Origin of the sequence: Pseudomonas wadenswilerensis (genome assembly GCF_024749185.1) — a bacterium.
GTDB lineage: Bacteria > Pseudomonadota > Gammaproteobacteria > Pseudomonadales > Pseudomonadaceae > Aquipseudomonas > Aquipseudomonas wadenswilerensis.
Genome location: NZ_CP087191.1, coordinates 2,972,831 through 2,991,692, shown reverse-complemented (window position 1 = coordinate 2,991,692; position 18,862 = coordinate 2,972,831). Strand labels below are relative to the sequence as shown.

General features: G+C 64.2%; 18 protein-coding genes. 13 read left to right on the top strand and 5 right to left on the bottom strand.

Features of this window, described 5'->3' with window-relative positions; all coding sequences use genetic code 11:
- Nucleotides 1–90 precede the first annotated feature (90 nt).
- The 3 genes from LOY45_RS13665 to LOY45_RS13655 are packed head-to-tail and all read left to right on the top strand — an operon-like array spanning nt 91 to nt 2,309.
- Nucleotides 91–567 carry a RidA family protein gene (locus tag LOY45_RS13665; RefSeq protein ID WP_115086686.1) on the top strand — a complete coding sequence of 159 codons (477 nt, stop codon included), beginning with the start codon at nt 91–93 and terminating at the stop codon, nt 565–567.
- Nucleotides 564–1,481 (top strand): pyridoxal-phosphate dependent enzyme, encoded by a 918-nt coding sequence (locus tag LOY45_RS13660; protein WP_115086685.1) that lies wholly within the window; start codon nt 564–566, stop codon nt 1,479–1,481. The genes LOY45_RS13665 and LOY45_RS13660 overlap by 4 nt, the downstream gene beginning before the upstream one ends.
- Nucleotides 1,482–2,309, top strand: coding sequence for an AraC family transcriptional regulator (locus LOY45_RS13655; protein ID WP_166675737.1), 828 nt, complete (start codon nt 1,482–1,484; stop codon nt 2,307–2,309).
- Between the two features lie 33 nt (nt 2,310–2,342).
- On the opposite strand, the gene LOY45_RS13650 is transcribed toward LOY45_RS13655, so the two are convergent.
- On the bottom strand, nt 2,343–3,230 hold the full coding sequence (locus LOY45_RS13650) for a bile acid:sodium symporter family protein (protein ID WP_258577822.1): 888 nt from the start codon (nt 3,228–3,230) through the stop codon (nt 2,343–2,345).
- A gap of 127 nt (nt 3,231–3,357) precedes the next feature.
- On the opposite strand from LOY45_RS13650, the gene LOY45_RS13645 reads away from it, so the two are divergent.
- From LOY45_RS13645 to LOY45_RS13635, 3 genes are all read left to right on the top strand, one after another.
- Nucleotides 3,358–4,239 carry a Dyp-type peroxidase gene (locus LOY45_RS13645; protein WP_134064655.1) on the top strand — a complete coding sequence of 294 codons (882 nt, stop codon included), beginning with the start codon at nt 3,358–3,360 and terminating at the stop codon, nt 4,237–4,239.
- A 25-nt stretch (nt 4,240–4,264) separates the two neighbouring features.
- Nucleotides 4,265–5,014, top strand: coding sequence for a carbon-nitrogen hydrolase family protein (locus tag LOY45_RS13640; RefSeq protein ID WP_258577821.1), 750 nt, complete (start codon nt 4,265–4,267; stop codon nt 5,012–5,014).
- A 164-nt stretch (nt 5,015–5,178) separates the two neighbouring features.
- Nucleotides 5,179–7,080, top strand: coding sequence for a potassium transporter Kup (locus LOY45_RS13635; protein WP_258577820.1), 1,902 nt, complete (start codon nt 5,179–5,181; stop codon nt 7,078–7,080).
- Nucleotides 7,081–7,088: 8 nt separating this feature from the next.
- Here LOY45_RS13635 and LOY45_RS13630 read toward each other — a convergent pair whose 3' ends face one another.
- From LOY45_RS13630 to pdxR, 3 genes are all read right to left on the bottom strand, one after another.
- Complete coding sequence (locus tag LOY45_RS13630; protein WP_115086679.1) at nt 7,089–8,345, bottom strand: MFS transporter; 1,257 nt, start codon at nt 8,343–8,345, stop codon at nt 7,089–7,091.
- 30 nt (nt 8,346–8,375) lie between these two features.
- Nucleotides 8,376–9,440 carry a TIM barrel protein gene (locus tag LOY45_RS13625; protein ID WP_134064657.1) on the bottom strand — a complete coding sequence of 355 codons (1,065 nt, stop codon included), beginning with the start codon at nt 9,438–9,440 and terminating at the stop codon, nt 8,376–8,378.
- Between the two features lie 105 nt (nt 9,441–9,545).
- A complete protein-coding gene (gene pdxR / locus LOY45_RS13620) occupies nt 9,546–11,042 on the bottom strand; it encodes a MocR-like pyridoxine biosynthesis transcription factor PdxR (RefSeq protein ID WP_115086677.1) in 1,497 nt (498 codons plus the stop codon).
- A 188-nt stretch (nt 11,043–11,230) separates the two neighbouring features.
- On the opposite strand from pdxR, the gene LOY45_RS13615 reads away from it, so the two are divergent.
- The 7 genes from LOY45_RS13615 (at nt 11,231) to LOY45_RS13585 (ending at nt 17,577) form a co-directional block, all read left to right on the top strand.
- Entirely contained in the window at nt 11,231–12,211 is a 981-nt protein-coding gene (locus LOY45_RS13615) for a quinone oxidoreductase family protein (RefSeq protein WP_233674678.1), read from the top strand.
- A gap of 13 nt (nt 12,212–12,224) precedes the next feature.
- Entirely contained in the window at nt 12,225–13,073 is an 849-nt protein-coding gene (locus LOY45_RS13610) for a TauD/TfdA dioxygenase family protein (RefSeq protein ID WP_233674677.1), read from the top strand.
- 45 nt (nt 13,074–13,118) lie between these two features.
- Complete coding sequence (locus tag LOY45_RS13605) at nt 13,119–14,171, top strand: beta-keto acid cleavage family enzyme (RefSeq protein ID WP_258577818.1); 1,053 nt, start codon at nt 13,119–13,121, stop codon at nt 14,169–14,171.
- Nucleotides 14,172–14,280: 109 nt separating this feature from the next.
- Entirely contained in the window at nt 14,281–15,597 is a 1,317-nt protein-coding gene (locus LOY45_RS13600) for an MFS transporter (RefSeq protein ID WP_258577817.1), read from the top strand.
- A complete protein-coding gene (locus LOY45_RS13595; protein ID WP_134064663.1) occupies nt 15,594–16,247 on the top strand; it encodes a DsbA family oxidoreductase in 654 nt (217 codons plus the stop codon). The genes LOY45_RS13600 and LOY45_RS13595 overlap by 4 nt, the downstream gene beginning before the upstream one ends.
- Nucleotides 16,244–16,570 (top strand): Rieske (2Fe-2S) protein, encoded by a 327-nt coding sequence (locus tag LOY45_RS13590; RefSeq protein WP_115086671.1) that lies wholly within the window; start codon nt 16,244–16,246, stop codon nt 16,568–16,570. The genes LOY45_RS13595 and LOY45_RS13590 overlap by 4 nt, the downstream gene beginning before the upstream one ends.
- A complete protein-coding gene (locus tag LOY45_RS13585) occupies nt 16,567–17,577 on the top strand; it encodes a YeiH family protein (RefSeq protein WP_115086670.1) in 1,011 nt (336 codons plus the stop codon). The genes LOY45_RS13590 and LOY45_RS13585 overlap by 4 nt, the downstream gene beginning before the upstream one ends.
- Nucleotides 17,578–17,775: 198 nt before the next feature.
- Here the strand turns inward: LOY45_RS13585 and LOY45_RS13580 are convergent, their stop codons facing one another.
- Nucleotides 17,776–18,792, bottom strand: a complete 1,017-nt coding sequence (locus LOY45_RS13580) for an AraC family transcriptional regulator (RefSeq protein WP_134064664.1) — start codon at nt 18,790–18,792, stop codon at nt 17,776–17,778.
- Nucleotides 18,793–18,862 lie beyond the last annotated feature (70 nt).

The window sequence follows — 18,862 nt, the reverse complement described above, 5'->3', positions numbered from 1 at the left end:
ACCTGCCAGCGATCGAGCGCAATTTCATACAAGATTCCCACAGCCCAGTAGCAGTAGGCTGGCCAGGTTCCCTTCTCAAGGCCACCTGCCATGTCCGTATCCCCTCATCAGCGCCTCGAACAACTGGGCATCACCCTCACGCCGCCCAGCCCACCGGCCGCCGCCTATCTGCCCTGGGTGCAGAGCGGCAATCTGTTGTTCATCTCCGGCCATATCGCCAAGCACAACGGTGCCCCCTGGGTCGGCCAGCTCGGCCGCGAACTGGACACCGCCACCGGGCACATGGCCGCGCGCAGGGTCGGCCTCGACTTGCTCGGCACCTTGCTTGCGGCCACGGGTGACTTGAACCGCATCGCCAAAGTGGTCAAGCTGCTGTGCCTGGTCAACAGCAGCAGTGAGTACACCGAACAGCACCTGGTCGCCAACGGCTGCTCGGAACTGTTCGAAGAAGTCTTCGGCGAGCGTGGCAAGCATGCCCGTAGCGCTTTCGGTGCCAGCCAGATCCCGCTGGGCGCCTGTGTCGAAATAGAACTGATCGTTGAATTGACCAGTGGAGAAACCTTATGAGCCTGCACATCGAAACCCCGCTGGTGGCGTCACGCCCGTTGAGCCTGGCCAGTGGCCTGGACATCTGGCTCAAACTCGACGCGCTGCAGCCGTCCGGTTCGTTCAAGCTGCGCGGCATCGGGGCCGCCTGTGAAGCCTATGCCAGGCAGGGCAAGCGCCGTTTCGTCTCCTCGTCTGGCGGTAATGCCGGGATTGCCGTGGCCGTTGCCGGGCGCATTCTGGGCCTGCCGGTAACCGTGGTGGTGCCAGAGACCACCACCGAGCGGGCCAAGCAGCTGATCCGTCAGGAACAGGCCGAGGTAATCGTGCATGGCAAGGCCTGGCACGAGGCCAACGCCCTGGCGCTGTCGCTGATGGGCGAGGACGACGCCTATATCCATCCCTTCGATGACCCGCTGCTGTGGCAGGGCCACGCGACCATGATCGATGAAGTCGCCGCCACGGGTTTCAAGCCTGATGCGGTGGTGGTCGCGGTCGGTGGCGGTGGTTTGTTGTCCGGGGTTTGCGAAGGCTTGGCGCGCAATGGCTGGGGCCAGGTGCCGGTATTCGCCGTCGAGACCGCCGGCGCCGCGTCGCTGGCAGCTTCCATGGCGAAAAAGCAGTTGGTGGCGCTGGACGGCGTCAACACCGTGGCTACTTCGCTGGCGGCCAAACAGGTGTGCCAGCGGGCCTTCGAGTGGAGTCAGCAGCGGCCGGTGTACAGCCATGTGGTCAGTGATCAGGCGGCGCTGGATGCCTGCGAGCAGTTCCTGCTGGACCAGCGCATCCTGGTTGAGCCCGCCTGTGGTGCGGCTTTGGCCCTGGCTTACGCACCGACGGCCGAACTCAAGCGCCACCAGAAAGTGCTGGTGATCGTATGTGGTGGCGTGACCGCAACCCTCGACCAGATCCGCCAATGGCGGGCGGCCTGCTAGTTGGATAGCGTCGTCCATCAGGCCCCCGGGCATCCAGGCGTGCGCCTGATCGATGCCCGCTACCAGCAATTTGCCTTTCCCCGGCATTTTCACCTGGAGTACCACATCGGCCTGATCGTCACCGGCCAGCAGCGCTACGCCGCCGGTGGCACGCGCCAGCTGGCCGGGGCCGGGGACATCCTGCTGATGGCCCCGGAGCATGTGCACGACGGTGCCAGTGCCGATGACCAGGGCTACGGCATCCGCATCCTGACCCTCGACCCGGCCTGGCTGGCCGAGGTGAGTCGCGATCTGAGCGACGGCCGACAAGGTTTGCCCAACCTCAATGCCCTGCAGCTGCGCCATCCGCAGTTGCAGCAGTTGCTCGATGGCCTGCACCGGCAACGCGACCCGCTGGCGTTCCAGAGCCAATTGTGGGAAACCCTGGCGCTGTTGCTCGGGCTGGGCTCGACCCTCAAGGTCAGCGAACACGGGCAGGGCTTCGATCCGCTGCTTTGGCGGCAACTGCGCGAATGGCTGGAGTCGCGCCTGGACCTGCCGCCAAGCCTGGAAGAGATGGCCGCTTTCGCCGACCTCAGCCCCTGGCAGTTGCTGCGCCGCTTTCGCAACCATTGCGGCCTGCCACCGCAGCAATGGCTGACCCAACTGCGCCTGGAACGGGCCTTGCCCAGGGTGCTGGCCGGCCAGCCGTTAAGTGCCATCGCCCTGGACCTGGGCTTCTACGATCAGGCCCATTTCAGCCGCTTGTTCCGCCGAACCTATGGCGCGCCACCCCGCGGCCTGGCGCAGGGCAAAGGCGTCGGCAGGCTGGCGCGCGCTGAAGGGTAGGCGTCGCGGTCAATCGCGAGTCAAGTCGGGGCGCTACTGCGCCGCTCCTGCCGTCAGGGGCTCATGCCCGCGGCTCACCCACCAACCAAACCCCGCCGCGGTAAAGAACATGATCAGGCTGTAAATCGCCGCCGGTATCGCCATGGTCGAGTTGTTCAGCAGGGTAGGGCTCAGCGCCAGGGCAATCGCCAAGGTGCCGTTGTGAATGCCGATCTCCATGCCGATGGCAATCGCCTGACGTTTGGGGATTTTCAGCAGGCGTGGCAGCCAGTAGCCGATGCTCAGGCTCAACAGGTTGAACAACAGCGCGGCGCCGCCTACCACCGGGGCATAGTCGACGACGGTCTGCCAGTCCTTGACCATCGCCAGGACAATCGTAAATACCAGAAACAGCGCGGCAATGATTTTCATCGGCCGCTCCATGCGCGTTGCAAATCCCGGCGCCAGATAGCGAATCAGCATCCCCAGGGCCACCGGCACCAGGACGATGGCAAACACCTGCAGCACCTTGGCGAACTGCAACGGGATGGCCTGGTCGGCGGCCATGAAGTACGCCAGCGACAGGTTGACCAGCAGCGGCATGGTCAGGATCGCGATCAGCGAGTTGACCGCCGTCAGGGTCACGTTCAAGGCCACATCGCCATGGGCCAGGTGGCTGAACAGGTTGGCGGTGGTGCCACCCGGCGAGGCCGCCAGCAGCATCAGCCCGACCGCCAGCGCAGGCGCCAGGCCAAAGCCATTGGCAATCAGGAAGCAGATAAACGGCAGCAGCAGGATCTGGCAGGCCAGGCCAATCAACACGGGCCTGGGGAACTTCACCACCCGGGCAAAATCGGCCAGGGTCAGGGTCAGCCCCAGACCGAGCATGATGAAGCCCAGGGCAATGGGCAGGAAGGCACTGAGCAAGGGTGATGCAGTCATGGCGCAGACTCTTAAAAGGGGCGATGTAGGCCAGTGTAGGAAAGGATTTCAATATCCATTACTTATCTTGCGGTTTATGCCCAGCAGACAGTAGCATCGCCGCTTTTACCCCAGGACCCGATTCCCGATGCAGTTTCAGCCAGGCATTCTCGCCGCCCCCGTTCCCGCCCAGGCCCGCCACCTGTTTTTCACCTTGCACTCGCCAGCTGCGCTGCCGGGCGTGCTCGATGCGCTGCTGCAACAGGTCGATGGCAGCCGTGTGGTGGCCGGTTTCGGTGCGCCGCTGGTGCAGGCCCTGGGCCGCAGCATCGACGGCCTGCGCGAGTTCCCACGCCTGACTGCGGCGGTCGACAACCCCTGCACCCAGCACGATCTGTGGCTGTGGCTGCGCGGTGAAGACCGCGGCGACCTCTGGCTGCTCAGTCAGGACCTGGAGCAACTGCTGGCACCGGCCTTCACCCTGGCCGAGGCCACCGATGCCTTCCGCCACAAGACCGGCCATGACCTGACCGGCTACGAAGATGGCACCGAGAACCCGGTGGAAGACGCCGCCATCGAAGCGGCGATCCTCTCCAGCGATGTGCCGGGCCTGAACGGCTCAAGCTTCGCCGCCTTCCAGCTGTGGCGCCACGACCTGAATTGTTTCAAAGCTTTGCCGCAGGCCGAACAGGACGACATCATCGGCCGGCGCAAGGCCGACAACGAAGAACTCGACGACGCGCCGGAATCGGCCCACGTCAAGCGCACCGCCCAGGAAAGCTTCGCGCCTGAGGCCTTTATCGTCCGTCGCTCGATGCCCTGGGCAGACGAGCGCGGCGCCGGCCTGGCCTTCCTCGCTTTCGGTCATTCCTTCGACGCCTTCGAAGTACAGCTGCGGCGCATGAGCGGCCTGGAAGACGGCGTGGTCGACGCCCTGTACCGCTTCAGCCGGCCGCTCACCGGCGGCTACTACTGGTGCCCGCCACTGGGCGCCCACGGGCTTGACCTGAGCGCCGTGCTCACGGGTTGAACAGCCCCTCCTTAAGGATGAAAGCATGACAACGACTGTCGCTTGCGCTCAAACCGTTGCCATTGCCCGGGACATTACCGGCAATGTGCAGCGTCATCTGCAGATGATGCAGTTGGCCGCTGAACAGGGCGTGCAGTTTCTGCTGTTCCCGGAACTGTCGCTGACCGGCTATGAACTCGACGCCGCGCCCGACCTGGCCCTGAGCTCGGACGATCCGCGCCTGGACCCGTTGCGCGAACTTGCCCGTAAACAGGCGATGTACAGCGTGGTCGGTGCACCGGTGCGCGTGCCCGGCAGTGGTCAGGTGTTGCTGGCGGCACTGATCTTTCGCCCCGACGGCAGTGTTGGCTTGTACAGCAAGCAGTATCTGCACCCCGGTGAAGACCTGGTGTTCACCCCGGGCAGCGGTGGCGATCTGCTGCCGCTCGGGGGCCAGCGGCTGGCGTTGGCCATCTGCGCCGATGCCATGCAACCCAGCCACCCGGCCCATGCCGCCAGGCTCGGTGCAGATGTCTATGCAGCGGGGATGCTGATTTCCCACAGGGGCATCGTTGCCGAGAGCCAGCAGATGGCCGGTTATGCCGTCGAACATCAGATGATGGTGATGCTGGCCAACCATGGCGGTGAAACCGGTGGCTGGCAGGCGGCGGGGCAGAGTGCGATCTGGGGCAGGGAGGGTGCGTTGATCGGCAAGGCGCAGGGGGCTGGGGAGTGTCTGGTGATTGCTCGGCAGGACGATGGCGGCGCGTGGGCCGGGACGGTGATCGGGCTGTAGATCGATCGCGGGGCAAGCCCGCTCCCACAGTAGATAGGTGTACGTCAGACCTGTGGGGGCCAGTCCAGCCAGCCGACAAATGTAAAAAAATTTTACGGACTTTTTACGAAGACGCGTTACGCAGAAAGGGATACTGCTCGTGCATTTCTTCGAGACGTCCTACCGTGAGCCAAGCCGCAACTTCCGCAAGCGCCCATCCCCCCGTAAAAACCTCGTCACTGAGCCTGTTGATCGCCGCTGCCGGCGTGGTCTATGGCGATATCGGTACCAGCCCGTTGTACACCCTCAAGGAGGTCTTCGCCGGCCATTACGGCGTACAGGCCAACCATGACGGCGTGCTCGGCATTCTGTCGCTGGTGTTCTGGTCGCTGATCTGGGTTGTCACCATCAAGTACGTGCTGTTTGTGCTGCGCGCCGACAACCAGGGCGAAGGCGGCATCATGGCCCTGACGGCCCTGGCCCGGCGTGCGGCGGCGCCGTATCCACGCTTGAGCCGGGTGCTGGTGCTGCTCGGGCTGTTCGGTGCTGCGCTGTTCTATGGCGACAGCATGATCACCCCGGCGATTTCGGTGCTGTCGGCGGTAGAGGGGCTGCAACTGGCCTTTGACGGCATCGACCACTGGGTCGTGCCCCTGGCGGTGGTGGTGCTGGTGGCGCTGTTTCTGATCCAGAAGCATGGCACCGCACGCATCGGTATCATTTTCGGCCCTGTCATGGTGCTGTGGTTCAGCGTGCTCGGTGCGCTGGGTATCTATGGCATCGTCCAGCGTCCGGAAGTGCTGCTGGCGATGAACCCGGCCTGGGCGGTGAACTTCTTTATCGTGCACCCGGGCATCGGCGTGGCGATTCTCGGTGCAGTGGTGCTGGCCCTGACGGGCGCCGAGGCGCTGTATGCCGACATGGGCCATTTTGGCCGCAAGCCCATCGCCCGCGCCTGGATCCTGCTGGTGCTACCGGGCCTGGTGCTCAACTATTTCGGCCAGGGTGCGCTGATCCTCGGCAACCCCGAGGCGGTGCGCAACCCGTTCTACCTGCTGGCCCCGGACTGGGCGCTGCTGCCGATGATCGCCCTGGCCACCCTGGCGACCATCATTGCTTCCCAGGCAGTGATCTCCGGTGCGTTCTCGCTCACCCGCCAGGCCATTCAACTGGGTTATGTGCCGCGCATGTTCATCCAGCACACCTCCAGCCAGGAGCAGGGGCAGATCTACATCGGTACGGTGAACTGGGCGCTTATGGTCGGTGTGGTGCTGCTGGTGATCGGCTTCGAGTCGTCCGGCGCACTGGCGGCGGCCTATGGTGTGGCGGTGACCGGCACCATGCTGATTACCACCTTGCTGTCCTCGGCGGTGGTCTTGTTGCTGTGGAAGGCGCCGCGCTGGCTGGCGGTGCCGTTGTTGCTGGGCTTTTTGCTGGTCGACAGCCTGTACTTTGCCGCCAACGCGCCGAAAATCTTCCAGGGTGGTGCCTTCCCGGTGATCGCCGGCATTGTCTTGTTCATCCTCATGACCACCTGGAAACGCGGGCGCAAGATCATCGTCGAGCGCCTCGACGAGTCGGCCTTGCCGCTGCCGCTGTTCATCAGCAGCCTGGCCACACAGCCGCCGCACCGGGTGCAGGGCACTGCGGTGTTCCTTACCGCCCGTGCCGACGCCGTGCCCCATGCGCTGTTGCATAACCTTCTGCACAACCAGGTGTTGCACGAGCGGGTGGTGCTGCTCACCGTGGTGTCCCAGGATCGCCCACGGGTGCCAGTGGCCCAGCGTTTTGAAGTACAGGCATTTGGTGAGGGCTTCTACCGGGTCAACCTCAACTTCGGCTTTATCGAAGAACCCGACGTACCGGCGGCGCTGCAGCTGTGCCACCTCAAGGACCTGGATTTCAGCCCGATGGCCACCACCTACTTCCTTAGCCGCGAGACGGTGATCCCGACCAAGCGCATCGGTATGGCGCGCTGGCGCGAGGCGCTGTTCGCGTTCCTGCTCAAGAACGCCAACAGCAACCTCAAGTACTTCAACCTGCCGCTGAACCGGGTGATCGAGCTGGGCACCCAGGTCGAGATGTAACCCGGGCCCTAGGCGGTGGCCGCTGCCGTCAGCGGCGCCGCCTTGCGCACCAGGCGCTGCAGGCGGCTGGCGATGGCAAAGCCGATCAGCGCCAGCAGCATCATGGCGATGAACACGTAGTTGTAGCCTTGCTGGCCGGGGAAGTGGTCAAGGATTGCGCCGTAGCCGACGTAGGCGAACATCCCCGGTGCATAGCCGATCAGGCAGCCGATGCCAAACGCAGAACCGGTGATGTGGGGGGCAATCCCGACTTCGCCCATCGGCGCCCAGAACACCCCGCGCATGGAAAACACGATGAAGGCGAACGACAGCGTCGCGGCCATGCCGGCATAGATGAAGCCCGGGCTCTTGGGCACCAGAAGAATGATCGCCATCATCGGCAGCAACGCCAGAAACGCCCACTTCAGGTAGCGGCTGGGGCTCTTGAAGTGTTTGTCGGCGATGAAACCGCCCGCCGGCCCGCCGAGAATTTTCAGCATGTACTGGTTGATGATGCCGTAGGCGCCGACCAGGGCCACCGGCAGGCCGTAGACTTCCTTCAGGTAGGGGATGAAGTAGGTCAAACCGCAGTAGACGATATAGACCATGAACACGTTGAAGCTGACCAGCCAGATCGCCGGCACCTTGATTGCCTCCATAAGGTTGGCCAGCGGGTTCTTGGCGCTGGTCTGGGCCTGCGCCGGATTGCCTTTGAGCAAGAACCAGGTCAGCACCCCGGCGGCGATGTCGATCAGCGCGTAGAACAGGATCGCCGCTTTCAGGCCGTGTTCGCCGCTGCCCAGGGCAATGAACACGCCCAGCGCGGAAAACGCCACCAGGGTGTCGACCACGCCGCGCCCGCCTTCGAGCAGGCCGAACATGCGCCCTTGTTCCTGGTCGTTGCCCAGGCCGCGAATGGCTTTGAGCAGCGCCGGCCAGTAGATGCAGTCGGCGCACACCGCCAGCAGGCAGAACACCAGCATCAGGCTGCTGAACGGCGGGAAGGTGGCCAGGTACAGGCCCAGGGCGCCGGTACCGATCAGGCCCAGGGGGATCAGCTTGCGGGTGTCGTAGCGGTCAGCCAGCATGCCGCCGACCACGAACAGGCCGGTGGCGATGATGGCGTTGGCGCTGAGCAGCAAGCCGATCTGGGTGTGCGAGAGGCCCATGAACTCCTGCATGGGTACGTAGAACGCGTCCTTGAGGTTGGCCAGCTTGTAGACGGTGCCGCCACCCAGGATCAGTATCAGGAACTTGAACCATTTGGCCTTGTTGTGCGCAGTCATTGTTATTCTCCAGGCGTAGTGGGGTAGGGCTCAAAGGCTGGCAGGGCTGGCCAGGGTCAGCTCGGCGAGGGTGCGCAGCTCGGCCAGCAAGGTCTTCACGTAGCTGACCTGGTTGTTGGCCCAGCGTTGTTCGCCGGCCAGCATCTGCTCGAGGGTCAGGCCTGCGGGCAGCGGCGTGTCGCTCATTTCCCGGTAGGCAATGAACGGATCGGCCGGCTCGTTGTGTTGACGGAAGGCCGGGGCGAGGTAGTGGTTTTCCTGTTCGAGGATGAAGGCGATCACTTGGGGCTGCTGCTCACCGAGCATCAGCAACTCGAACAGCATGCGCGCGCCGGGCAGCTCGTCCTCGGCGCTGCCTTGCAGTACCCCGCAGTGGCCAAAGCCCTGGTCTTCGGCCACCACCCGCACGCCCTTGAGGTGGCTCTGGCGAATATGCGGGGCGAGGTTGTGCAGGGCCTGCAGCGGTTGTTCGCAGGCGTTGATCATGTTGCCGAAATCGAACAGGGCATTGAGCCGTGGATGGTTGGCCTGGCGCAGCAACTGGGCGATCTCGTCGCTCTTGAGCTCCTCATGCTGCTCGAAATCAAAATTCAGGTCGTGGGCATCGGCCAGCCGGGCCAGGTACAGCAGGTCGCCACCGATCTGGTCCATGACCTGTGACAGCAGGCCTTCATAACGTGAGTACACGCGAATGTTGCGGCTGCCGATGACCTTGGCCACGGCCACCACCGCATCGACGTCGGCCTTGCGCGTGCTGCTGATTTCCAGGTGCACATCCAGTTGCAGGGCCCGGGCCTTTTCAGCAAAGGCGCACAATTGCGTCGTGTTCATTTGCGCCAGGCTGTTGTGCTCACCGTCGAGCATGTGCAGGCTCAGGCCGGCCAGTTCATGGCGGTAGGCGAAGTCGAGCAGGTCGAACGGGGTGACGCGCCCGTGGGTGAGGTTGGTCAGCAGCGGGTAGGCGTGGGCAAACAGCCGCGCCTGGTCGAGGCGTTCAAGCAGGCGGCTGGCCAGCTCGCGGGTCAGCAGTGGCGCCTGGGCACCCTGGGCATTGTGGTTCAGTAACGTAGCGAAGCGTTCTTGTAATGTGTTCATTCGAGTCGTTCCTGGTGCGGACACCGGTTCTACCGGCGCGTTCTTTATCGCGCCGCGGAGCAACACTCGATAGATCCATTACCAATCAATTGATAAGGCCACTGCTCAGACCTGGTGGCCAATCGCCCTGAGGGCCTGCACCAGCGCCTCGACCTTGGCTTCGGCCTGATCCTGGGGCGTGCCGGCAAAGCCGAGCAGCAGCGCCGGTGGCAAGTAGCGCGTGAGGCAGTAGTCACTCAAGGCGTAGGTATGCACGCCATGCCCGGCCAACTGCCGGGCCAGTGCCTGGTCATCCAGCTGCGGCGGGAGCCAGGCAATCAGGTGCATGCCGGCTTCGACCGGGGCAACCTGCAAAAAGCCGCCCAGGCGCCGTTGCAACACCTCCAGCAAGCACTGCTGGCGGGCCTGGTACAACGTCCGCATGCGACGGATATGGCCAATGAAGTGGCCTTCACTCATGAAATCGGCGGTCACTGCCTGCAACAGGGTCGGCGGGCTGCGGTCGAGCACCGCGCGCAAGGTGCAGAACGGTTCGACCAGTGCCGGGGGCAGAATCACGTAACCCAGGCGCAGGGAAGGGAACAGCACCTTGCTGAAGGTGCCGACGTAGATCACCCGGTCGCCTCGGTCCATGGCGTACAGCGCCGGCAATTGCCGGCCGCGGTAGCGCAGTTCGCTGTCGCAGTCGTCTTCGATAATCCAGCTGCCACTGGCCGCCGCCCAGTCAATCAGTTCCAGGCGCCGGTTGTGGCTGAGGGTCATACCCAGCGGGTGTTGCCGTGACGGGGTGGTGAACACCAGGCGCGCCTCGGGGCATTCGCCAATGGCGTGTTGCACATCGAGGCCCTGATCGTCGATGGGGACGGGCACCACCCGGCAGCCATGGGCCTGAAAGGCGATACGCGCGGCGATATGACCAGGGTCTTCCATCCATACCGGCTCGTCCGGGTTGAGCAGCAGCATCGCCAGCAGGTTGAAGGCCTGCTGCGCGCCGGAGACGATCACCACTTGCTCGGCGTTGCAGTCGATGCCGCGGGCGTCGAACACGTACTCGGCAATCGCCTGGCGCAGCGTCTGCAGGCCTTGCAACTCGCCGTAACCGAGCATGGCCTTGCTCGGCTTTTGCCCGTGGCGGTTGAGCAGGCGCTTCCACAATGCCTGGGGAAAGGCTTCGAAAGCGCCATGACTGGGCAGGAACGAGGTCGGTGCTTGATCGCCGCAGTGGGCGTAGGACACCCCGCGAAAATGATCGCTGCGCAGCGACAGCATCGTCCGGCTCAAGTCCGAGAGCTTGGGCGCGGCCGCTGCTGGCGGCTCGGCGCCGGCGCTGCGCTGCCACTCGTCACTGACATAGGTGCCAGCGCCGGTGCGCGAGACCAGAAAGCCTTCGGCAATCAACTGGTCGAAGGCATTGAGCAGGGTGATGCGCGATAGTTGCAGCTCCTGGCTCAGGGTGCGCGTCGAGGGCAAGCGAATGCCGCCCTGCAGGCGACCGGTAAGAATCTGCTTGCGAATCTGCAGGTACAGCTGGCGGTAGAGCGGGGTGCTGCTGTCACGGTCCAGCTCAATACCTGCAAACAGCAAACCGGCGGGGGACTTCATCGAGCTCTCGCAGACACTAAGAAGGGCCTGGACATGCTACGAGAAAGCCCGCCAGGCGGCCAGCCCAGGGCGCTTGTCATCAAATGAAAACAGCTTGTCGTCCGATGCGAAGCACCTGCCTGGCGTAGGGCATAGAGTCCAGTCAACAAGAATTGACGCACGGCGTCAGGATGACTGGAGTGACATGCATGGCCAAAGTCGTACGCTTCTATGAAACCGGTGGCCCCGAGGTACTGCGCTACGAGGACGCCGAGGTCGGCGAGCCGGGCCCGGGCCAGGTGCGCCTGCGCCAGGTGGCGGTGGGCCTGAACTACGCCGACACCTACTTTCGCAACGGCACCTATCCAATCCCGTTGCCCAACGGCATGGGCGTGGAAGCCTCAGGGGTGGTGCAGGCGGTGGGCGAGGGCGTGACCCAGGTCGCCGTTGGCGACCGGGTGACCTACACCGGTTTTCTCAACACCCTGGGCGCTTATTGCACCGAGCGGTTGATTCCGGCGGCAGCCTTGATCAAGTTGCCGGAAACCATCGCCTTCGAAACCGCTGCAGCGATGACCATGCGCGGCCTGACCTCGGCCTACCTGATGCGCCGCCTGTATGACTTCAAGCCCGGTGACACGGTGCTGCTGCACGCCGCTGCCGGCGGTGTCGGCCTGATTGTCTCGCAGTGGGCGCGCCTGCTCGGGCTGACGGTGATCGGCACGGTGTCCACCGAGGCCAAGGCTGAAGTGGCCCGCGCCCATGGTTGCAACCACACCATCAACTACAGCCATGAAGATGTGGCCAAGCGCGTACGCGAGCTGACTGATGGCGTCGGCGTCAATGTGGTGTTCGACAGCGTCGGCAAGAGCACTTTCATGGCCTCGCTGGACTCGCTCAAGCGCCGTGGCCTGATGGTCTGCGTCGGCACTGCCTCCGGCAGCATCACGCCGTTCGACCCGCAGATCCTGGCGATCAAAGGCTCGTTGCACCTGACCCGCCCGGCGCTGGCCGACTACATCGCCGACCCGGCCGAGAAGGCCGACCTTGCCGGCGAGCTGTTCGAGCATGTCAGCAGCGGGCGGATCAAGATCGAGATCAACCAGCACTACGCGTTGCAGGATGCGGTCCAGGCCCACCGTGACCTGGAAGCGCGCAAGACCACCGGCTCGTCGATCTTCGTCATCTGAAGAGGGCAACAGCATGCACATCGAACAACTGACCTGCGCTCTCGGTGCCGAAGTCACCGGGGTCAATCTGGCAGATGCGATTCATGACGACGACCTGTTCGAGCAACTGCGTGCGCAGTTGCTCAAGCACCGGGTGCTGTTCCTGCGCGATCAGACCTTCAGCCGCGCCGAGCACGTCGCTTTTGCCCGGCGCTTTGGCGAGCTGGAAGACCACCCGGTGGCCGGCAGCGACCCCGAGCACCCGGGTCTGGTACAGATCTACAAGCGCCCGGAGCAGCCCGCCGACCGCTACGAAAACGCCTGGCACACCGACGCCACCTGGCGCGAGGCACCGCCCATGGGCTGCGTGTTGCGCTGTGTGGAATGCCCGCCGGTAGGCGGCGACACTATGTGGGCGAACATGGTGCTGGCTTACCAGAACCTGCCGGAGGATGTGAAAGCCAAGATCGAGGGCCTGCGCGCCCGGCACAGCATCGAGGCCAGTTTTGGCGCCGCGATGCCGATGGAAAAACGCCTGGCGCTCAAGGCGCAGTTCCCCGATGCCGAACACCCGGTGGTGCGTACCCACCCGCAAACCGGTGAGCAGGTGCTGTTCGTCAATGCTTTCACCACCCACTTCAGCAACTACCACACCCCGCAGCGGGTGCGTTTCGGCCAGGACGCCAACCCCGGTGCCAGTGATCTGCTGCGCTACCTGATCAGCCAGGCCTACCTGCCCGAATACCAGGTGCGCTGGCGCTGGAAGCCCAACAGCGTGGCGATCTGGGACAACCGCAGCACCCAGCACTACGCGGTGATGGACTACCCGCCTTGCCACCGCAAGATGGAGCGCGCCGGGATCAAGGGCGACCGCACCTTCTGAAGGCCCGCAACACCCCAGGACAATAACAAGACCGAGGACTACAGCATGCAATTCTTCGACGATTCGTTGCACCCGGAAAACATGGAAAAGGTGGTGATCACCGTCGCCCCTTATGGCCCGGAATGGATGCCAGAGGACTTTCCCGAAGACATCCCGCTGACTATGGACGAACAGGTGCAAAAGGCAGTCGACTGCTATGACGCCGGCGCCACCGTGCTCCACCTGCACGTGCGCGAACTGGACGGCAAGGGCTCCAAGCGCCTGTCGAAATTCAACGAACTGATTGCCGGCGTGCGCGAAGCGGTGCCGGAGATGATCATCCAGGTCGGCGGTTCGATCTCGTTCGCCCCGGAAAGCGATGGCGAGGCGGCCAAGTGGCTGTCCGATGACACCCGGCACATGCTCGCAGAGCTGACGCCCAAGCCCGATCAGGTCACCGTGGCGATCAACACCACGCAGATGAACATCATGGAGCTGCTGTATCCGCAGTACCTGGAAGGTACCTCCCTGGCCCATCCGGCGATCCAGGCCGCCTACAGCGAAATGACCGTACCGGCCGGTCCCGCCTGGGTGCGCGAACACCTGCGCCGTTTGCAGGCGAGCGGTATCCAGCCGCATTTCCAGCTGACCGGCATGCACGCCCTGGAAACCCTCGAACGCATTGTGCGCAAGGGTGACTACATGGGCCCGCTAAACCTGACCTGGATCGGCATTGGTGGCGGCTTCGACGGCCCCAACCCGTTCAACTTCTTCAACCTCATTCACCGTGCGCCCAACGGCTGCACGTTGACCGCCGAATCGCTGCTGAAAAACGTGCTGCCGTTCAACACCATGGCCCTGGCCATGGGGCTGCACCCGCGTTGCGGCAACGAAGACACCATCATCGACCAGCACGGCAAGCGCTTCGGTTCGGTGCAGCAGATCCAGCAGACCGTGCGCGTGGCCCATGAACTGGGCCGTGAGATTGCCAACGGCAAGGAAGCGCGGGCCATCTACCGCATTGGCGAGCAGTACAGCAGCATCGAGCAGACCCTCCAGGCCAACGGCATGGCGCCTAACCGCCAGCCGGGCCAGAAGGGTGTGCCGCAGCGCGCCTGATTGGCCAGGCCCGGTACGTGTTTACGTGCCGGGCCGCCGATCCGCAGCGCTGACCGTCGGGCTTTTCAAAAACAATAAAACTCATGCCAGACAACCCCAAGGAGGCAGCATGGCCGCCTATCTCGCCAGCGCCACAGACGACGGCGCCGACACTTCACGGGGCATTCCACGGCGATATGCCTGGATTGTCTTTGCCTTGACCTTCGGCCTGCTGATTTCCGACTACATGTCGCGGCAGGTACTCAACGCGGTATTTCCGCTGCTCAAGGCCGAATGGGCCCTGAGCGACAGCCAGTTGGGCCTGCTCAGCGGCATTGTCGCGCTGATGGTCGGCCTGCTGACCTTTCCCTTGTCGCTACTGGCCGACCGCTTCGGGCGGATCAGGAGCCTGGTGCTGATGGCCGTGCTCTGGAGCCTGGCCACCCTCGGCTGCGCCCTGGCCGACAACTACCCGCAGATGTTCGCCGCGCGCTTTCTGGTCGGCGTCGGTGAGGCGGCCTATGGCAGCGTCGGCATTGCCGTGGTGGTCGCAGTGTTCCCCCGTGACATGCGCGCCACCCTGGCCGGTGCCTTCATGGCCGGCGGCATGTTCGGCTCAGTACTGGGCATGGCCCTGGGCGGCTTGATGGCCCAGCACTTTGGCTGGCGCTGGGCGTTTGCCGGCATGGCCTTGTTCGGCCTGTTGCTGGCGTTGCTGTACCCGCTGATCGTCAAGGAGGCGAAGATCGCCCCACAGCGCGTCAACGCCCCCGCGTGCGAGATCGCCCGGCCACTGCACACCCTGTACGGCAGCCGTTCGGTGATCGCCGCTTACGTGGGCAGTGGCTTGCAGTTGTTCGTTGGCGGCACGGTGATCGTCTGGATGCCCAGCTACCTGAATCGCTACTACGCCATGGGCACCGACCAGGCCGGCGTGGTGGCGGCAATCATCGTGCTGTGCAGCGGCATTGGCATGATCCTCTGCGCCATGCTCTGCGACCGCCTCGGCCGCCAGCGCCCGGACCGCAAGATCAGCCTGGCCATCGGCTATTGCCTGGGTAGCTGCCTGTTGCTGTCGCTGGCCTTCGCGCTGCCCTCGGGCACGGCGCAACTGGTGCTGATCTGCCTGGGAATGATGGTTGCCGCCGGCACCAACGGCCCGTCCAGCGCCATGGTCGCCAACCTCACCCATTACTCGGTGCACGGCACCGCCTTTGCCACCCTGACCCTGGCCAACAACCTGCTTGGCCTGGCGACCGGGCCTTTGATTACCGGTCGGGTATCCGACCTGATCGGCCTGCACGCCGCCTTTCAGCTGGTGCCGCTGATCAGCATCGGCGCCGCCGCGGTGTTCTTCATCGCCAAGCGTCATTACCACCGTGACATGGCCCGCCTCGACAACCCGCATGCGGTTGAACCCGGTGCGGCCGAGGAGTTGAAACCGTGAAACAAGTGTTGTCGATCGAAGTGTTCTTTGACTTTATCTGCCCCTGGTGCCTGATCGGCCAGGCTCATCTGCAGCGGGCCCTGGAGCAGTTGCGGCGCGAGCAGCCGGAAGTTGAGGTGAGCCTGCACTGGCGCGGGGTGCAGTTGCTGCCGCAGATCGCCAGGACCGGGCAGCCGTTCGAGGCCTTCTACCGCAAGCGCCTGGGCAGCGATGAGGCGGTACGCCTGCGCCAGGCGCAGGTGCGCGCCGCCGCCGAGGCTGCCGGGGTGGATATCGATTTTGCCCGTATCAGTCGCATGCCCAATACCGCCGACGCCCATCGTCTGCTGCAGCGCGCCGTGGCGCTGGGCTCGCCGGAACGGGCTGAAGCCCTGCTGGCCAAGCTGTTTGCCGCCTACTTTCAGCAGGGCAAGGACCTGGGCGATCCGATTACCTTGCTGCACATCGCCCGCGCCTGTGGCCTGGAGCCGGCCCAGGTTGCCGATTGCCTGCGCGGCGATGCCAGCCCGTTCATTGGCGCCAATGATCGCGCCGCGGATGGCGTGCCGTGTTTTCGTTTCAATCAGCGCCTGCGGGTATCGGGCGCCCAGCCGGTCGCGGTGCTGCTGCAGGCCATGGGCGACGCCCTGGAAGAAGTGGTCCCGGCATGAGCCTGCGCTATCCGGTACCGGCCGACAAAGTGCCGGCGCGTGACGGGCGGGTGCTGCTCGAATGGCAAGGCAAGAGTGTGGCGCTGTTCAACGTCGCTGACACCTTTTACGCCATCGACGACAGTTGCCCGCACCAGGGCGCCTCGCTGTGCGGCGGGCGCCTGGACGGGCGGGTGATCCAGTGCTGCGCCCATGGCTTGCGCTTTGATCTGGCCAGCGGCTACTTGCTCAACTCCAATCAACTCAAGGTTGCCAGCTACCCGGTCGAGCGCCAGGGCGAGCAACTGTTCATCGTCTTAGCGTGCAAGGAACCGGGCCAATGAGCGTGATCGCAATTGCCGCCGTCAACCACCGTGCCCGGGAACTGGCGCCGGGCTTTATCGTCAGCCTGATCGCCGCGGCGGCGGCCAGCTTTCTCAGTGAGCACTACGATGCCCCGGTGATGCTGTTTGCCTTGTTGCTGGGCATGGCCCTGAACTTTCTCGCGGCCGATGGCCGTTGCAAGGCCGGGATTGAATTTACCGCGCGCACAGTGTTGCGCCTGGGGGTGGCGCTGCTGGGCATGCGCATTACCCTGAGCCAGATCGCCAGCCTGGGCTGGAAACCGGTGGCGCTGGTGGTGATCCTGGTGGTGGTGACCATCCTGGTTTCGGTGGTGGCGGCCCGTGCCCTGGGTTTTCAGCGCTTGTTCGGCATGCTTACCGGCGGTGCCACGGCGATCTGCGGGGCTTCGGCGGCTCTGGCCCTGGCTGCGGCCTTGCCCCATCACCCGCAAAAAGAGCGCGCCACGTTGTTTACCGTGATCGGCGTGTCGGCGTTGTCGACCCTGGCGATGATCCTCTACCCAATGATTGCCGGCTGGCTGCAGTTGTCGCCGCAACAGGCCGGGGTGTTTCTCGGTGCGACCATTCACGACGTGGCACAGGTGGTGGGGGCGGGGTACAGCATGTCGACCGAGACCGGGGACGTGGCGACCGTGGTCAAGCTGATGCGCGTGGCCATGTTGCTGCCGGTGATCGTCTGTGCGGCGATGATTACCCGGCGGGCCGGCGGGGATGCGAGCGGGCAGCGGCCGCCGTTGCTGCCGTGGTTTGCGGTCGGTTTTGTGCTGCTGGCCTGCGTCAACAGTACCGGCTGGGTGTCGGCGGCGGTGCAGGGTGGGGTCAACGATCTGTCCCGCTGGTGCCTGGTGGTGGCGATCAGCGCCCTGGGAATGAAGACTCAGCTCAAGGAACTGGCAGCGGTGGGCTTCAAGCCGATTGCGCTGATGGTGGGTGAGACGGTGTTCCTGGTGCTGCTGGTGTTGGCATTGATGCACTGGGGGTTGTAGACGGTTGCCCACAACCGTTCGCATGCTCCGCGAACTTGTGGGAGCTGGCTTGCCAGCGATGGTAGTCCAGGCAACGCCTGATGTGCCGGTTGAACTGGCCTCATCGCTGGCAAGCCAGCTCCCACAATGTATCTGTGTACGCCGAACCTGTAGGAGCGGGCTTGCCCCGCGATCGAGCGCGCAGCGGTCGCGATCCATTCAGTGCTGATCTTGCCGGCGATCATGCTGCGCCCGCCAACTGGCCGGCGGCATGCCGAACTGGGCGATGAACCAGCGGGTAAATGAGCTGGGCATCGAGTACCCCAGCATGTCGGCAATCCGTCCCAGCGAGTAGCTGGGGTTTTCCAGGTAACGGATCACCAGGTCACGGCGCACGCCGTTGATCAGGTCGCTGAAGGTCACCCCGCATTCTTCCAGGCGCCGCTGCAAGGTGCGCACGTTCATGCCCTGGGTCTGTGCCACTTGCTCGATGGTCGCCCGGCCCATGGGCAGCAGCAGGTAGATGGTCTTGCGCATTTCCAGCTCCAGCGACAGCTTGCCACCGGCCTGCAAGGTGTCCAGGTAACGCTGCGCCAGGCGCGCCATGGCCTCGTTGGCCAAGGGGTTGGCGGTGTCGAGGTCGGTAGCCGGGCAGACGATGCCATTGAATTCGCTGCCAAACACCAGCTTGCAGCCAAAAATGCGCCGATGAATCGCCAGGTCCGCCGGGGCGGTATGGGTGAAATTGGCGCTGATCGGGTGCCAGTGAGCCCCCAGCAGCGCGGCGCACAAACGCAACATCACGCCAATCGCCAGTTCCGTTGCCTGCCGGCCGCGCTGGGGCTGGTCGGTGACCACTTCTTCACGAATGATCACGGTCTTGCCGGCTTCTTCGATATGGATGGCCAGGGCGTCGTTGAGCAAGTGCCGGTACTGGACGATCACCTGCAGGGCATCGCGCAGGGTGCGCTGGTGGCTGAGCAGCAGGCTGATTTCGCCAAAATCCGAGAGCTGGCGCAGCTCGGCCATGCGCAGGCCGAAGGTTTCGCAGCCACTGACCCGCGCCGACTCTTCCAGCAGGGTCACCACGCTGGACACCGCAATGCGTTGGTTAGGATCGTCGAGCAGGGCGGTGCTGAGGCCGACCTGGGCCAACAGGGCGTGGGGGTTGAGCCCAAGGTGGCGAGACACCTCAAGGTAGTTGGTCAGGCTTGCAGCACGTACGAGGGCGGTCATTGTTGTTGTTTTCCACGCGTGGTCATCGGGCGTCCCGCTTCTGTGGCGGGTCACTCGTTATAGCGCGGGT

What these genes read in the sequence shown, in the direction of transcription:
- LOY45_RS13665 (WP_115086686.1), top strand. Translation starts at nt 91, where the DNA reads ATGTCCGTATCCCCTCATCAGCGCCTCGAACAACTGGGCATCACCCTC.
- LOY45_RS13660 (WP_115086685.1), top strand. Translation starts at nt 564, where the DNA reads ATGAGCCTGCACATCGAAACCCCGCTGGTGGCGTCACGCCCGTTGAGC.
- LOY45_RS13650 (WP_258577822.1), bottom strand. Translation starts at nt 3,230, where the DNA reads ATGACTGCATCACCCTTGCTCAGTGCCTTCCTGCCCATTGCCCTGGGC.
- LOY45_RS13645 (WP_134064655.1), top strand. Translation starts at nt 3,358, where the DNA reads ATGCAGTTTCAGCCAGGCATTCTCGCCGCCCCCGTTCCCGCCCAGGCC.
- LOY45_RS13640 (WP_258577821.1), top strand. Translation starts at nt 4,265, where the DNA reads ATGACAACGACTGTCGCTTGCGCTCAAACCGTTGCCATTGCCCGGGAC.
- LOY45_RS13630 (WP_115086679.1), bottom strand. Translation starts at nt 8,345, where the DNA reads ATGACTGCGCACAACAAGGCCAAATGGTTCAAGTTCCTGATACTGATC.
- LOY45_RS13625 (WP_134064657.1), bottom strand. Translation starts at nt 9,440, where the DNA reads ATGAACACATTACAAGAACGCTTCGCTACGTTACTGAACCACAATGCC.
- pdxR (WP_115086677.1), bottom strand. Translation starts at nt 11,042, where the DNA reads ATGAAGTCCCCCGCCGGTTTGCTGTTTGCAGGTATTGAGCTGGACCGT.
- LOY45_RS13615 (WP_233674678.1), top strand. Translation starts at nt 11,231, where the DNA reads ATGGCCAAAGTCGTACGCTTCTATGAAACCGGTGGCCCCGAGGTACTG.
- LOY45_RS13610 (WP_233674677.1), top strand. Translation starts at nt 12,225, where the DNA reads ATGCACATCGAACAACTGACCTGCGCTCTCGGTGCCGAAGTCACCGGG.
- LOY45_RS13605 (WP_258577818.1), top strand. Translation starts at nt 13,119, where the DNA reads ATGCAATTCTTCGACGATTCGTTGCACCCGGAAAACATGGAAAAGGTG.
- LOY45_RS13600 (WP_258577817.1), top strand. Translation starts at nt 14,281, where the DNA reads ATGGCCGCCTATCTCGCCAGCGCCACAGACGACGGCGCCGACACTTCA.
- LOY45_RS13590 (WP_115086671.1), top strand. Translation starts at nt 16,244, where the DNA reads ATGAGCCTGCGCTATCCGGTACCGGCCGACAAAGTGCCGGCGCGTGAC.
- LOY45_RS13585 (WP_115086670.1), top strand. Translation starts at nt 16,567, where the DNA reads ATGAGCGTGATCGCAATTGCCGCCGTCAACCACCGTGCCCGGGAACTG.
- LOY45_RS13580 (WP_134064664.1), bottom strand. Translation starts at nt 18,792, where the DNA reads ATGACCGCCCTCGTACGTGCTGCAAGCCTGACCAACTACCTTGAGGTG.